The 14,148-nt window shown below is 73.7% G+C and carries 10 protein-coding genes and 5 tRNA genes; 9 read left to right on the forward strand and 6 right to left on the reverse strand.

The genetic code is table 11. The features are described 5' to 3' along the window. Window positions 1-56: 56 nt before the first annotated feature. The 6 genes from AB0F29_RS09325 to AB0F29_RS09350 all read left to right on the forward strand — a co-directional run bounded on the left by AB0F29_RS09325 (window position 57) and on the right by AB0F29_RS09350 (window position 9,588). Window positions 57-923 (forward strand): MetQ/NlpA family ABC transporter substrate-binding protein, encoded by an 867-nt coding sequence (locus AB0F29_RS09325; RefSeq protein WP_361869265.1) that lies wholly within the window; start codon window positions 57-59, stop codon window positions 921-923. Between the two features lie 128 nt (window positions 924-1,051). Next, window positions 1,052-1,711, forward strand: coding sequence for a GNAT family N-acetyltransferase (locus AB0F29_RS09330; protein WP_361869267.1), 660 nt, complete (start codon window positions 1,052-1,054; stop codon window positions 1,709-1,711). 158 nt (window positions 1,712-1,869) lie between these two features. Continuing rightward, window positions 1,870-3,108 (forward strand): precorrin-6y C5,15-methyltransferase (decarboxylating) subunit CbiE, encoded by a 1,239-nt coding sequence (gene cbiE / locus AB0F29_RS09335; RefSeq protein WP_361869269.1) that lies wholly within the window; start codon window positions 1,870-1,872, stop codon window positions 3,106-3,108. A 333-nt stretch (window positions 3,109-3,441) separates the two neighbouring features. Further along, window positions 3,442-7,116, forward strand: a complete 3,675-nt coding sequence (gene cobT / locus AB0F29_RS09340; RefSeq protein ID WP_361869272.1) for a nicotinate-nucleotide--dimethylbenzimidazole phosphoribosyltransferase — start codon at window positions 3,442-3,444, stop codon at window positions 7,114-7,116. 264 nt (window positions 7,117-7,380) lie between these two features. After that, window positions 7,381-8,700, forward strand: coding sequence for a uroporphyrinogen-III C-methyltransferase (cobA, locus tag AB0F29_RS09345; protein WP_361869274.1), 1,320 nt, complete (start codon window positions 7,381-7,383; stop codon window positions 8,698-8,700). Window positions 8,701-8,769: 69 nt separating this feature from the next. Continuing rightward, window positions 8,770-9,588 carry an RNA methyltransferase gene (locus tag AB0F29_RS09350; protein ID WP_018959423.1) on the forward strand — a complete coding sequence of 273 codons (819 nt, stop codon included), beginning with the start codon at window positions 8,770-8,772 and terminating at the stop codon, window positions 9,586-9,588. A 55-nt stretch (window positions 9,589-9,643) separates the two neighbouring features. Here AB0F29_RS09350 and AB0F29_RS09355 read toward each other — a convergent pair whose 3' ends face one another. Continuing rightward, window positions 9,644-10,990 carry a protein kinase gene (locus AB0F29_RS09355; protein WP_361869277.1) on the reverse strand — a complete coding sequence of 449 codons (1,347 nt, stop codon included), beginning with the start codon at window positions 10,988-10,990 and terminating at the stop codon, window positions 9,644-9,646. 617 nt (window positions 10,991-11,607) lie between these two features. Between AB0F29_RS09355 and AB0F29_RS09360 the strand changes: the two genes are divergently transcribed. The 3 genes from AB0F29_RS09360 (at window position 11,608) to AB0F29_RS09370 (ending at window position 13,515) form a co-directional block, all read left to right on the forward strand. Then, window positions 11,608-11,814, forward strand: a complete 207-nt coding sequence (locus tag AB0F29_RS09360; protein ID WP_018959421.1) for a hypothetical protein — start codon at window positions 11,608-11,610, stop codon at window positions 11,812-11,814. A 340-nt stretch (window positions 11,815-12,154) separates the two neighbouring features. Then, window positions 12,155-13,135 carry an aminoglycoside phosphotransferase family protein gene (locus AB0F29_RS09365; RefSeq protein WP_361869280.1) on the forward strand — a complete coding sequence of 327 codons (981 nt, stop codon included), beginning with the start codon at window positions 12,155-12,157 and terminating at the stop codon, window positions 13,133-13,135. 65 nt (window positions 13,136-13,200) lie between these two features. Further along, window positions 13,201-13,515: a zf-TFIIB domain-containing protein gene (locus AB0F29_RS09370; RefSeq protein WP_361869282.1), complete on the forward strand. Its 315-nt coding sequence runs from the start codon at window positions 13,201-13,203 to the stop codon at window positions 13,513-13,515. Window positions 13,516-13,627: 112 nt separating this feature from the next. Here the strand turns inward: AB0F29_RS09370 and AB0F29_RS09375 are convergent. The 5 genes from AB0F29_RS09375 to AB0F29_RS09395 all read right to left on the reverse strand — a co-directional run bounded on the left by AB0F29_RS09375 (window position 13,628) and on the right by AB0F29_RS09395 (window position 14,091). Next, window positions 13,628-13,702, reverse strand: a tRNA-Val gene (locus tag AB0F29_RS09375). 23 nt (window positions 13,703-13,725) lie between these two features. Beyond that, window positions 13,726-13,797: transfer RNA gene (locus AB0F29_RS09380), tRNA-Val, on the reverse strand. Between the two features lie 36 nt (window positions 13,798-13,833). Beyond that, a tRNA-Val gene (locus AB0F29_RS09385) sits at window positions 13,834-13,905 on the reverse strand. Window position 13,906: 1 nt separating this feature from the next. Next, a tRNA-Cys gene (locus AB0F29_RS09390) sits at window positions 13,907-13,980 on the reverse strand. A 38-nt stretch (window positions 13,981-14,018) separates the two neighbouring features. Further along, window positions 14,019-14,091, reverse strand: a tRNA-Gly gene (locus tag AB0F29_RS09395). Window positions 14,092-14,148: the final 57 nt, after the last annotated feature.

Here is a 14,148-nt window from a genome sequence, read left to right on the forward strand (position 1 = left end):
CCACCGAGCCCGAACTCCTTGTCCGGGCGCACCACCACAAGAAAGAGGCACTTTTCGTGCGCAAGAACATCAAGATCACCGCAACCGTCGCTTCCGCCGCCGCCCTCGCCCTGGGCCTGAGCGCCTGCGGCACGGCCTCCGACCCGGCAGCCAAGAGCGAGACCGGCTCGAACGCCGACACCTCCAAGGCCCTGGTCGTCGCCGCGTCCCCGACGCCGCACGCCGACATCCTGAACTTCGTCAAGAAGAACCTGGCGAAGAAGGAGGGCCTCAATCTGGAGGTCAAGGAGTTCACGGACTACGTCCTGCCGAACACCGCCACCCAGAACGGCCAGGTCGACGCCAATTTCTTCCAGCACAAGCCCTACCTGGACGACTTCAACGCGAAGCAGAAGACCACCATCGTGCCCGTGGCCGACGTCCACCTGGAGCCGTTGGGCCTCTACTCCAAGACGGTCAAGGACCTCAAGGACATCAAGGCCGGCCAGACCGTCGCCGTCCCCAACGACACCACCAACGGCGGCCGCGCCCTCCAGCTGCTCGCCGAGAACGGCCTCATCACCCTCAAGGACGGCGTCGGCACCAGCGCCAAGCTGAGCGACATCACCGACAAGAAGGGCCTGGAGTTCAAGGAGCTGGAGGCCGCCACCGTGCCCCGCGCGCTGGGTGACGTGGACGCCGCCGTCATCAACGGCAACTACGCCATCGAGGCCGACCTGAAGCCCGGCGAGGACTCCCTCGCCCTGGAGAAGGCCCAGGGCAACCCGTACGCCAACATCCTGGCGGTCAAGGACGGCGACCAGAAGGACCCGCGCGTCGAGAAGCTCGCGAAGCTCCTCAACTCCGACGAGGTCAAGAAGTTCATCGAGGACACCTACCAGGGCTCGATCATCCCGGCCTTCGGCACCCCCGCCAAGTCCTGACGCTCACCCGGCACTTGCCGACGGAGCCCCGCACTTCCCTCCCGGAGGCGCGGGGCTCCGTCGTGCGGCCCCGCCCATGCGCACCACGCACCCGATGCTGCATGCTGTGCTTTTAACCGGTCTTCGGCATGGAGCTGCGCATGACTACCACCTTTCCGTCCATCTCCATCAGCACGGACAGGTTGGTGATGCGCCCCTTCGAGATGGCCGACATCCCCGCGTACATCGAGATGATGAACGACGAGGCGGTCGTCGCGTGGATGGACGGGCCGAACCCGTACACCCAGGTCGACGCCGAACGCTGGGTACGCAGGATCGCTCCTGCCGAGCGCACCGGGGGCCACGGCATCGCCCTCGCCGTCACCGAGTTCCTCACCCAGCGGCTCGTCGGCAGCGTCCGCCTCCTCGACACCGACTGGCGTACCCGCTCCACCGAGGTCCGCTACATCACCGCCCCCTGGGCGCGCGGCGAGGGGTACGCCACCGAATCCGTGCTCGCCACAGCCCAGTGGCTCTTCCGGGACCAGGGCTTCGAACGCATCGAGCTGCGCACCCCCGCCGACAACACCGCCTCCCAGCAGGTCGCCCAGAAGCTCGGCTGCATCAGCGAGGGCGTCCTGCGCAACGCCCGCATCGCCCGCACCCGGACCGAGAACGGCACCGACGGCGGCTGGACCGACATCCGCACCGACCTGATCGTCTGGGGACTCCTCCCCGAAGATCTCGAAGGGGTCGCGGAACAGCTCGCCGACGCCGGCGACTACGGCACGTACAACACCTGGAAGTAGCGCCCGAGGCCTCTGCGGGCCCGAGGTCCGGACCAGGTACTCTCACCCCTGCCCGGCACCGCACGGGAAACGCCGCACGGGAAACGCCGCACGGGAAACGCCCGCACCGCACGGGCGTACGCGCCCCGCCCCTCCGACACCTCAGGAGACAGACGACGATGGCCGACCGGGTCACGGTGATCGGCTGGGACGGCTCGCCACTGACCAGAGCGGCCACGGCCGCGCTCTCGGCCGCCACGCTCGTCGCCGGCGCAGCCCACCACCTCGCCCTGCCGGAAGTACCCCCGCACGCCGAACGCATCCGCCTCGGCAGCGTCGACCTCGCAGCCCGCAGGATCGCCGGCCACCGCGGCAGCGCCGTGGTCCTCGCCGACGGCGACCCCGGCTTCTTCGGCGTCGTCCGCACCCTGCGCGCCCGCGAACACGGCCTGGAGGTCGAGGTCGTCCCCGCCGTCTCCTCCGTGGCCACCGCCTTCGCCCGGGCCGGCATGCCCTGGGACGACGCCCAGGTCGTCGTCGCCCACCCCCGCACCCTGCGCCGCGCGGTCAACGTCTGCCGTGCCCACCACAAGGTCGCCGTCCTCACCTCACCGGGCGCCGGACCCGCCGAACTGGCCCTGCTCCTCGAAGGCGTCCACCGCACCTTCGTGATCTGCGAGGAACTCGGCACCGCCCGCGAGCGCGTCACCGTCCTCACCTCCGACAAGGCGGCCGACCACGCCTGGCGCGACCCCAACGTCGTCATCGTCATCGGCGGCGGCCCCGAGACCACCGCCGCCGGCGCCTGGATCGCCGGCCGCCAGCCCGCCTACCCCCAGGGGATACGGGGCTGGGCCCTGCCCGCCGAGGCCTACCGGGCCGCCGGGGCCGAGCGGATGCAGGAGTCAGGCGAGGGCGAGTTCCCCGGCCTGCGCGCCGCCCAGCTCGCCCGCCTCGGCCCCCGCACCGGCGACCTGGTCTGGGACATCGGCTCCGGCAGCGGCGCCCTCGCCGTCGAGGCGGCCCGCTTCGGCGCGGCGGTCCTGGCCGTGGACGACGACCCGGCCGCCTGCGCCCGCACCGAGGCCGCGGCCCGCGCCTTCGGCGTCCCCGTCCAGGTCGTCCGCGGCCACGCCCCGCACGTCCTGGAGCGGCTGCCCGAACCGGACGTCGTACGGATCGGCGGCGGCGGCGTCCCCGTGGCCACGGCGGTCGCCGACCGCCGCCCCGAACGCATCGTGACCCACGCCTCGACCCGCGACGAGGCCGAGGCCCTGGGCGGGGCGCTCACCGGCAATGGCTACACGGTCGAATGCGCGCTGCTCCAGTCCGTCGACCTGGACACCACCGCCTGGACCGAGCGCGAGAGGTCGGTCGTGTTCCTGCTGTCCGGACGCCGTTCGGACCTCGCCCCCTGACCCGCTCGGCCCGGTGCGGAAGGTAGGCTGGCGGATTGTTGTACCGCACCCGGCCGTTCGTCGCTTCGTTCGTCAATGTCCGGAAAAGTGGACCGTTTTGGTCCGCGCTGTGGTACGGCGCAACCCGGGGGACGCGCAACGTGGCGCAGTCCACAGTGAGCCGTGGCAGAACAGCCTGTCGCGGCGGCGAACGGCCGCGAGAATAGGAAGCCGCGCGGGCGTTTCGTGCCGCGCGGCGAGCCCGCTCGTTCTTGATGACGAGCACCGGCATGCCGTGGTTCGGCGTCCCGGGCGAAGGGCCGAAGGAGCACTGACGATGGGCGAGGGGTACGCATGACTGACACCGGCCAGATCCCGGGCGAGGGACTGCCGGAGAACGCAGGCATGGTGGAGCAGCCGGGCATCCCCGCCCCGGACGCGTACACCTTCCTCGACCCCTCCGAGCACACTCCCGAGGACGACGACCTTCTGCTGATGCCGACCTCCCAGGGCGCCTGGAGCGACCCGCAGGCCGCCCCGGCCCCCGCGCAGGGCCAGCCCGCCGCGCAGACCGCGGTGGCGCAGCCCGCCGCTCCCGAACACGGTGTGCCCCAGGCCCAGGCCCAGCAGCTCCCCGCGCAGCAGGGCCAGTTCGCTCCCGCCGAGACGCACAGCACCCATGAGTCCGGTGGCCGCGACTCCGGCTCCGTGGACCTCGACGGCGTACGCAACCCGGCACCCGCACCGGTCGGCGCGGCCGCCGCCCCCGCCCGCCGCCCGCTGCACCGGGGCCCCGCCTCCGCCGAGGCCCCGACGTACGGGGGTACGCAGGGCGGCGTCGTGCGCTCGCTGGCCGACCGGGGCCCCGCCGGAGCCACCCGGACCGCCGCCCCCGCACGCCACGCGGGCCCGCCGACGGCCGGCCCCGCGTACGTCGAGGTCCCGGCCGAGGACCCCTCGGCCCTGCCCGGCCCGCAGTTGGGCGAGATCCCGCCGCAGGCCGGCGCCCCGTGGGGGGCTCAGCCGCCGCAGCCGGAGCCGGAGCAGGTCATCGCGGAGCCGGCGCAGGCCGATACGGCTCGGCAGCCGGAGCAGGTTCAGGTTGTCGAGGCCGAGCAGCCGGCGGCCGAGCCCGTTGTGGTCGAGCAGGCCCTGGCGGTCGAACAGACCGAGGCCGTGGTCGAGGCCGAGGAGCCGGTTCAGGAGGTTCCGCCGGTCGAGGCGGCTGAGGCGGTCGAGGCGGTACAGCCGGCCGAGCCGGTGGCCGCGCCCGCCCCGGCGGCGGTTTCGGCGGCCCCGATCGAGCAGCCGGTGCGGCCGGAGCAGCCCGCCGCCGCTGCGCAGCCCGAGCAGGCCCCGCAGGCCGCCCCGGCAGAAACGGTCGTTCCCGAGCCGGCCGCCGTGGAGACGCCCCCCGCCGGCCCCGTCGTCGTCCCTGAGCCCGAGGCGGCCCGGCCGGAGGCTCCGGCAGAGGCACCCGCTCAGGCTCCGGCCGACGAGGTGGCCGCATCCGGGCCGCCGGAGCCGGTGGCGGCGCAGCACGATGCCGCCACGGCCCCGGAGCCCGAGGCCCAGGCCGTCCCGGTGGAGGCCGCGGTTCCCGAACCCCAGGCCCCGGCACAGGAAACGCCTGTCGTCGCGCCGGTGGTACAGCCCGAGGCAGTGGTGCCCGAGCAGGAGCGGCCCGTCGAACCGGCTCCTGAGCCGGCCCCGGCGGCAGCGGTGACCGGGAGCGCGGAAGCCCTCGCTGCTCCGGAAGCCGCTGTGGCCCCGGAAGCGGTTGTGGCCCCGGAAGCGGTTGCGCCGGAGCCGGCGGCCGAGCCGCTCGCCCCCGAGCCCGTGCAGCCCGTCGCTGTGGAGCCGGTGGAGCCCGTGGAGCCCGTGGGACGGATGGAACCCGTGGGACCGGTGGAGTCGGCCGAGCCCGCGACGGAGGAAGCGCAGGGAGCTGAGGAAACGGAGGCGCAGGAGCCGTCGGCCCGGCAACTCCCCGCAACGGAGCGGGAAGCCACTCCCGCCCCCGAGCCCGCCGACGCAACGGCGGCGGCAGCGGCCGACGTGGCCGCGCCCGAAGCCGAGGACGGCACCGGCCCCGAGGTCATCGAGACACCGGAGCTCCCGGAGCCGCCCGCGCCCGACCACCAGGCACCCGCCGCCGACCACCAGGCACAGGCTGAAGCACCGCAGCACACCGAGGCACCGCCGCAGTCGGAGGCGGCAGAGCAACCGGAGGCGGCACAGCAGATCGAAGAGCCTGCCGAAGCCGCGGAACCCGCCGGACAGGCCGAGCCGTTCACCCCGCCCGCGCCTGGTTACGACGACGCCGAACGGGAAGCGGTCCTGCGGGTCATGCGCGAGCGCCGGGACATCCGCAACGGCTTCCGCAGCGACCCGATTCCGCACGAGGTCCTGCTCCGGGTGCTGGAGGCGGCGCACACCGCGCCGAGCGTCGGCCACTCGCAGCCGTGGGACTTCGTCGTCATCCGCTCCGCGGAGACCCGCCGCTCCATGCACGAACTGGCCCAGAGCCAGCGCGACGCCTACGCCGAGTCGTTGCCCAAGGGCCGGGCGAAGCAGTTCAAGGAACTGAAGATCGAGGCGATCCTCGACACCCCGGTCAACATCGTCGTGACCGCCGACCCCACCCGCGGCGGCCGCCACACCCTCGGCCGGCACACCCAGCCCCAGATGGCCCCGTACTCCTCGGCCCTCGCCGTCGAGAACCTGTGGCTCGCCGCGCGGGCCGAAGGCCTCGGCGTCGGCTGGGTCAGCTTCTTCGACGAGCGGGAGATGGTCCGCGCGCTCGGCCTCCCCGAGCACCTGGAGGTCGTGGCCTACCTGTGCGTCGGCTACGTCGACGAGTTCCCCGAGGAGCCCGAGCTGGTGCAGGCGGGCTGGTCCAAGCGCCGCCCGCTGTCCTGGGTCGTCCACGAGGAGACGTACGGCCGTCGCGCGCTGCCGGGCGCCGAGCCGCACGACCTGCTCCAGGAGACGATCTCCGCGATCCGCCCGCTGGACGCGAAGGCGCTCGGCGAGGCGTGGGAACGCCAGAAGCGGATGACGAAGCCCGCCGGCGCGCTCGGCATGCTGGAGATCATCTCCGCACAGCTGTCCGGGCTCTCCCGGATGTGCCCGCCGCCGATCCCGGAGCCCGCGGCCGTCGCGATCTTCGCCGGCGACCACGGGGTGCACGCCCAGGGCGTCACCGCCTGGCCGCAGGAGGTCACCGCCCAGATGGTGGCGAACTTCCTGGGCGGCGGAGCGGTGTGCAACGCCTTCGCGGCCCAGGTCGGCGCCGAGGTCTGTGTCGTGGACGTGGGCGTGGCCTCGGACCTGCCGGCGACCCCGGGTCTGCTGCCCCGCAAGGTACGCGCGGGAACAGCGGACTTCACGACGGGCCCCGCACTCTCCCGGGAAGAGGTCCTCGCAGCGATCGAGGTGGGCATCGAGACCGCCCGGGACCTGGTCGCGGCAGGCAACAAGGCCCTGCTCACCGGCGAGATGGGCATCGCCAACACCACCGCGTCGGCGGCCCTGATCTGCGTGTACACGGGGATCGACGCCTCCGAGGTGACGGGCCGGGGGACCGGCATCAACGACGAGATGCACGCCCGGAAGGTCGACGTCGTCCGTCGCGCCCTGGACCTGCACCAGCCTGACCCGGCCGACCCGATCGGTGTACTCGCGGCGGTCGGCGGCCTGGAGCACGCGGCGATGGCCGGCTTCCTCCTGGGCGGAGCCTCCCTGCGTACGCCGGTGATCCTGGACGGCGTGAGCGCGGGCGCGGCGGCCCTGGTGGCCCGTGCCATCGCCCCCGAGGCGCTGGCGGCCTGCATCGCCGGCCACCGCAGCGCGGAGCCCGGCCACGTAGCCGCGCTCAACAAGCTGGGCCTGCGCCCGCTGGTCGACCTCGACCTGCGACTGGGCGAGGGAACCGGCGCGCTGCTGGCGCTCCCGATCGTGCAGAGCGCGGCGCGCGCGATGCACGAGGTGGCGACGTTCGACTCGGCGGGCGTGACGGAGAAGTAGCCGCCCAACCGGTCCCTCCGGCGTTTGAGGAGCGGGGTCCGGGGCGGAGCCCCGAATCCAGCCGGTCCGGCGCTTGAGGACGAAGGGGGACCGGGGCGGAGCCCCGGTCCCGGGAAGGGGCGGGGGAGGGGACGGGCCCGCCGCGGGCGCCCCCCCCCACCCCGTATCGTGTTCCCGACCCAGACCTCAGCTTTCCGCACGTCACAGCCGCTCCACCGCCGCAGCGGCCTCTACGCAGCACCCGCACGAGGAGCCCGTACCGCCATGGCCGAGCACGCAGACCACGCCGAGCACGCAGGTCACGCCGACCGCGCAGGTCACGTCGATCACCCCGCGTACCCCGTAGGACTGCGTCTGCACGGCCGCCGCGTCGTCGTCGTCGGCGGCGGCCAGGTCGCACAGCGCAGGCTGCCGCAGCTCATCGCCACCGGGGCCGTCATCACTCTGGTCTCCCCCTCCGCGACGCCCTCCGTCGAGGCCATGGCGGACGCCGGGGAGATCCGCTGGGAACGCCGCCGCTACCAGGACGGCGACCTCGCCGACACCTGGTACGCCCTGATCGCCTCCTCCGACACCCCGGCCAACGACGCCGCCTCGGCCGAGGCCGAGCGCACCCGTACCTGGTGCGTCCGGGCCGACGACGCCGAGGCCGCCACCGCCTGGACCCCGGCCACCGGCCGCAGCGAGAACGTGACCGTCGCCGTCCTCACCACCACCTCCCAGGGCCGTGACCCCCGGCACTCCGCCGCCATCCGCGACGCCATCGTCGAGGGCCTGCGGGACGGTACCCTCGCCGCCCCGCACCACCGCACCCGCGCCCCCGGCGTCGCGCTCGTCGGCGGCGGCCCCGGCGACCCGGACCTGATCACGGTGCGCGGCCGCCGCCTCCTCGCCGAGGCCGACGTGGTCATCGCCGACCGCCTCGGCCCCCGCGACCTGCTCGACGAACTCCCGCCGCACGTCGAGGTGATCGACGCCGCGAAGATCCCGTACGGGCGGTTCATGGCCCAGGAGGCGATCAACCAGGCGCTCATCGAGCACGCCAAGGCGGGCAAGTCCGTGGTCCGGCTCAAGGGCGGCGACCCGTTCGTCTTCGGCCGCGGCATGGAAGAGGCCCAGGCGCTGGCCGCCGAGGGCATCCCCTGCACGGTCGTGCCCGGGATCTCCAGCACCATCTCCGTTCCCGGGGCGGCCGGCATCCCGGTCACCCACCGGGGCGTCGCCCATGAGTTCACCGTGGTCAGCGGCCATGTCGCCCCCGAGGACCCGCGCTCGCTGGTCGACTGGGAGGCCATCGCCCGGCTGCGCGGCACCCTCGTCCTGCTGATGGCCGTCGACAAGATCGGCGCCATCGCCGCCGCCCTCATCGCCCACGGCAAGGACCCGGCCACGCCGGTCGCCCTCGTCCAGGAGGGCACCACCGCCACTCAGCGCCGGGTCGACGCGACCCTCGCGGACGTCGGCGAGCGCGCGGTCGCCGAGGACGTGCGCCCGCCCGCCGTGATCGTCATCGGCGAGGTCGTCGCGGTCGGCCCGCACTCCGCACCGGGGACCGGCCGGAACCGGCCGGGCGACCGGGCGTGAAGTAACCCGCGGTTACCCATCTTCATCCCAGGCGTTGGCACCACACACCGGACAAGGCAGTATCACCCTGTGGCAGAACTCATCACCGTCGACGACCCCGACGACCCGCGGCTGAGCGACTACATCGGCCTGACCGACGTCGAGCTGCGACGACGACGTGAACCCGCCGAAGGCCTCTTCATCGCCGAGGGCGAGAAGGTGATCCGCCGCGCCCGGCAGACCGGGTACGAGATGCGGTCGATGCTGCTCTCGGCCAAGTGGGTCGACGTCATGCGCGACGTCATCGACGAGGTCCCGGCCCCGGTGTACGCCGTCGCCCCCGACCTGGCCGAACGCGTCACCGGCTACCACGTCCACCGCGGTGCCCTCGCCTCCATGCAGCGCAAGCCGCTGCCCGCATCCGACGAACTGCTCGCCACCGCGCGCCGGGTGGTGGTCATGGAATCGGTGAACGACCACACCAACATCGGCGCCATCTTCCGCAGCGCGGCGGCCCTGGGCATGGACGCGGTCCTGCTCTCCCCGGACTGCGCCGACCCGCTCTACCGGCGCTCCGTCAAGGTCTCCATGGGAGCGGTCTTCTCCGTCCCCTACGCCCGGCTCGAAGCCTGGCCCAAGGCGCTGGAAGGGGTACGGGAGGCCGGCTTCCGGCTTCTCGCCCTCACCCCGGACGCCAAGGCGACCAGCATCGACGAGGCGGCCCCGCACCGACTGGACCGGGTGGCGCTGATGCTCGGCGCGGAGGGCGACGGGCTGTCCACGCGGGCTCTGATGGCCGCCGACGCATGGGTCCGCATCCCGATGGCGCACGGCGTCGACTCACTGAACGTGGGCGCGGCGGCGGCCGTCGCCTTCTACGCGGTGGCCACGGGACGCCCGGAGAGCTGAGCACGGCCGGTCGGCCTCTCCCGGCGTCAGGACCAGACCCCGGCCGGTCCCGGTGTCAGGACGACCGCGGCTCCTGCACGGCCTGCGCCTGTGCCGGCGTCTGCGGCCCCCGATACTGCTGCTCGGTCCCGGTCCCGGTCCCGGTCCCGGCCCCGCCGCCCAGCCCACGCGCCGGCCCCTGGCAGCCCTGCGCCGCAGCGATGCCCAGCGCCACCAGCAGCGTCACCACGACGAACACCACCAGCCGCTGGCGCAGCAGCCGCGGATTGGCCGGACGCCGCCCCGCCGAGGTCGTGCGCGCCCCGGAGCGGGTCCCCGGCCGGCCGTTCGTCCCGGCCGGGGAACCCTGCCGCTTCCCGGAACGCGTCGTGTCACGCGAAGCCTGCTGAGGGCGCGAGCCACCGGTGCGCGGCGACCCCGAACGCGCGGGCGCGCCCCGCCTGCCCGGCTGGGGGCGAGAGGCGGAGGGGCCTTCCGAGCGGCGGGTGTGCTGATCGGCGTACGGGTCGGCCATCCGGCCGGTCGGCCGGTCGGCTTCCTGGGCCGAGCGCTGGGCGGGCGGCCGGCTCTCGTGCAGCCCCTGCGCCTCGCGCGCCGCGATCTCCTTGAGCCGCATGGACAGTTGCAGCGTGCTGGGCCGCTCCTCCGGGTCCTTCGCCAGACAGGCGCTGATCAGCGGGGCCAACGCGTCGTGCACTCCGTGGAGCTGCGCCTCCTCGTGCACGACGCGGTACAGCATCACCTCGGAACTGCCGTGCCCGAAAGGGGAGTCGGCCATCGCCGCGTACGCCAGTGTCGCGCCGAGCGAGAAGACGTCCGTCGCGGGCGTCACGGCCGCGCCCCGGACCTGCTCGGGCGCGAGGAAGCCGGGTGACCCCACCGCCGTACCGACATGGGTGAGCGTGCTCGCCCCGGTCGCCCAGGCGATGCCGAAGTCGATGATGCGGGGGCCCTTGGGGGAGAGGAGGATGTTCGACGGCTTCAGGTCGCGGTGGACCACCCCCGCCTCGTGCACCGCCACCAGCCCCTCGGAGAGCGCGGCCCCGATCGAGGCGACCTCGGCGGCGGCCAGCGGGCCCTCCTCGGCGACCTTGTCGTGCAGCGACGGGCCGGGCACGTACTGCGTCGCGAACCACGGGCGGTCCGCTTCCAGATCGGCGGCGACCAGCCGGGCCGTGCAGCCGCCGCGGATCCGCCGGGCGGCCGACACCTCGCGCGCGAACCGCGAACGGAACTCCTGATCCTCCGCCAGGTCGGGCCGGATCACCTTGAGCGCCACCCGCTGGCCGCGACGGTCGGAGCCGAGGTAGACGACGCCCATGCCGCCCGCGCCGAGCCGTCGGTGCAGCCGGAACGAGCCGACGAGACGCGGGTCCTCGCGCCGGAGCCGCATCATCGCCATCGTCTGCCCATCCCCGCTGCCTGGTCCGCCTGACGAGGCACAGCTTACGTACCCCGCGCCCGGCGCGCTCAGAGGCCGCGCCCTCGCGGGGGATTCGATTGCCCGTGCCGGGCGGGAGAGGTGAAGAGGGGTCAGGGCGCGGTGGATCCGGGCCCCTCGGCCGATCGCTCCGCTCAAAGGGCCGCCGGACAGGGGAGATTGGACCACCGCGGGAACGCGGGGCACGGCCCGTCCCGGAGGCCGTGACCACCGCCCGGACCCACGGGGTGGTGGTGTCCCGCAGGGGGCCCGGCCCCGGGGCGGCAGCCCGCCGGGGTGGTGGGCGTGAGTGAAGTCACCCGGCGCGCACGCCCCCGGGGCAGGCCGACAGGTACCGGAAGCGGGCCGGACGTCCCCGGGCATCCCCTCCGGGATGACCCCAACCTCCGGTGGTCCGTCTCCACCCAGGGGAGTACGCCGATCGACGGCGGCTCATCCTCCGGGAGGCCCGGAATTAGGTACGCGGGCATGACGCCCTGTGCTCGCCGGTTACCTAATGTTGAGGTCAAGCGGCGGGCGCAGCACTCGTCCCCCGAGGTCACACGCCCGCCGCTCCCCATCAGGTCAGGAGAGGAACCATGTCGGACACGGCAACGCGGACCATGGTCCGTACGCAGGGACGCAGGGCGTACGCCGCGTTCGGCACCCGTTCGTCCGGCACCCGTCACCCCTTGGTGGCGACGGCGATGGTCCTTCCCCTGGCGGCCCTGCTCGCGGTCGTCTTCGGCGGCTGGGAAGCGGTGGTCACACAGGCGTCGTCCGTGGCGGTGATGCTGGGGCGCTGAGCGGCGCCCGGGGTCCGGAAGAGCGGTCCGGACCCGCACATCCGGCCAACAGCCCCGTGGGGACGGGGGTGCGGCGGACGGCAGCGTTTGTCCGGTCAGCTGGGGAGCTGACCGGGCATCGCGCTGTCCGGGCCCGGGCTCGTGAGTTCCCCCGCCGGGCCGACGCACACAGCACCGACCGCCCCGGGACGTGTCCTGACGTGCCGGCCCCGGAGGGCAGGCCCCCGGAGCCCGGCCCGGGCAGCGGCTTCCCGACCGGGTCGGTCCCCGGGCGGGCTCTCGCGTTACGCTCACGGCGGGACCGGTGCCACGGCCGGGCCGACCGCCGCCGGGGGAGCCGTTGACCACCACCCAGACCTCAGTCGTCCATGACCTGGGCACCCTGGCGCACCGCCTCTCCCACCCCGCCGGGGCGCGTTGCGTGTGCGAGCCGCCGCAGGTCCTTGCCGACCGGCCCGACGGCACGGTGGTCCGCAGCGGCGCGATCGTCGCGAAGGCCCACGCGGCCGACACCGACCGCGAGGCGCTGACGGCCCGGATCGCCCTGGCCGCCGCCCCGCGACTCACCGGGATCCTGCTCCCGCCGCTCTCCGCCCCGGGGTACCCGGAGCCCTCCGGGCACTCCACTCCCGCCCCGCGTCCGGTCACCCTCTGGCCGCTCGGCACGCCCGTGGACCCCACCGACCCCGACGCGGCCCCCTGGGCCGAGGCGGCGGTGCTGCTCGCCCGCCTCCACCGGACGGAGCTCCCGTTCCGGCTCCCGCCGATGCGTGGACCGGCCAAGGCCGCGCGGGCCGTCGCCAGGATGTCCGCCGCGCTTCCCGGCGACCCGGCCGTCCTGCCCGTGCTGGCCGGCTGGCGGGCCCTGCCGGCCTGGGCCCGGGGCGAGGCCCCGGCACCCGCCCGGAGGGCCGGCTTCCTGTGCCACGGGGACCTGCACCTCGGCCAGCTCGTACGCCACCCCGCGCCTGACGGGCCCTGGCTGCTCATCGACGTGGACGACGCGGGGACGGGCGACCCGGCCTGGGACCTCGGCCGGCCCGCCGCCTGGTACGCCGCCGGACTCCTGCCCCCCGAGGACTGGTCCGCCTTTCTGGACGCCTACCGGTCCGCCGGGGGACCCGCGGTGCCCGCCGACGGAGACCCCTGGCCCGAACTGGACGTCCCGGCCCGCGCGCTGACGGTGCAGACGGCGGCGCTCGCCCTGGCCAAGTGCGCCGCTGAGCAACGGGATCCGGACGAGCTCGAACAGCTGATGATCGAATCCTGTGCCCGAATCGCTACGTTGCCGCCCGAGTTGGCCGTCGACCAGGCGTCGTAGGGTGAACGGACCGCCGCCGGGCAGACATTCCGGCGACGGCACAACGAGGGCGAGGAGCAGAGCCGATGATGCAGTGTCCGAAGTGTCACGCGCAGATGAACACGTACAACCGCAACGGCGTCCAGATCGAGCAGTGCAGCGGTTGCCGGGGCATATTCCTCGACTACGGCGAGCTGGAGTCGCTCACCCGCCTGGAGTCCCAGTGGTCCCAGCAGGCCCCGCCCGCACCCCCCGCCCCGCAGGCCTACCCGGCCGCGCCTGCCGCCCATGCCCCCGCCCCCGCCTGGGGCGCGCCGCAGCACGGCGGGCACGGCGGGCACGGCGGGCACTACGGCCACCACCGCCAGAAGGGCTTCGGCCGGATGCTGTTCTCGTCCTGATCGTTCTGATCGCCCCTCCATGCCCCGGCGGCCTTCGCGCCACCGGGCCACGGAGGGGACGGACCGTACGACGAAAGAACCCCCGGTCGTGGAGACGACCGGGGGTTCTCGATGGTGCGCGATACTGGGATTGAACCAGTGACCTCTTCCGTGTCAGGGAAGCGCTCTCCCGCTGAGCTAATCGCGCGGGGCGAACCTGTGTGTACTGCGTGCGCGATACTGGGATTGAACCAGTGACCTCTTCCGTGTCAGGGAAGCGCTCTCCCGCTGAGCTAATCGCGCGGGGATCCTTGCGGACCGATGATCCTTGCGAATCAGTGGACGATACTGGGATTGAACCAGTGACCTCTTCCGTGTCAGGGAAGCGCTCTCCCGCTGAGCTAATCGTCCTTGGAGGTGGAGACGGGATTTGAACCCGTGTAGACGGCTTTGCAGGCCGTTGCCTCGCCTCTCGGCCACTCCACCAGGGATGGGGGCTCGGGAAGAATCCCCCACCTTCTGCGAGCGGACGACCAGGTTCGAACTGGCGACCTCAACCTTGGCAAGGTTGCGCTCTACCAACTGAGCTACGTCCGCTTGTCGTTTCCGGCCCGCTTGCGCGTCCCGGCGACGTGTTGAACTCTAGCGGATTCC

Origin of the sequence: Streptomyces sp. NPDC026589 (assembly GCF_040638385.1) — a bacterium.
Lineage (GTDB): Bacteria > Actinomycetota > Actinomycetes > Streptomycetales > Streptomycetaceae > Streptomyces.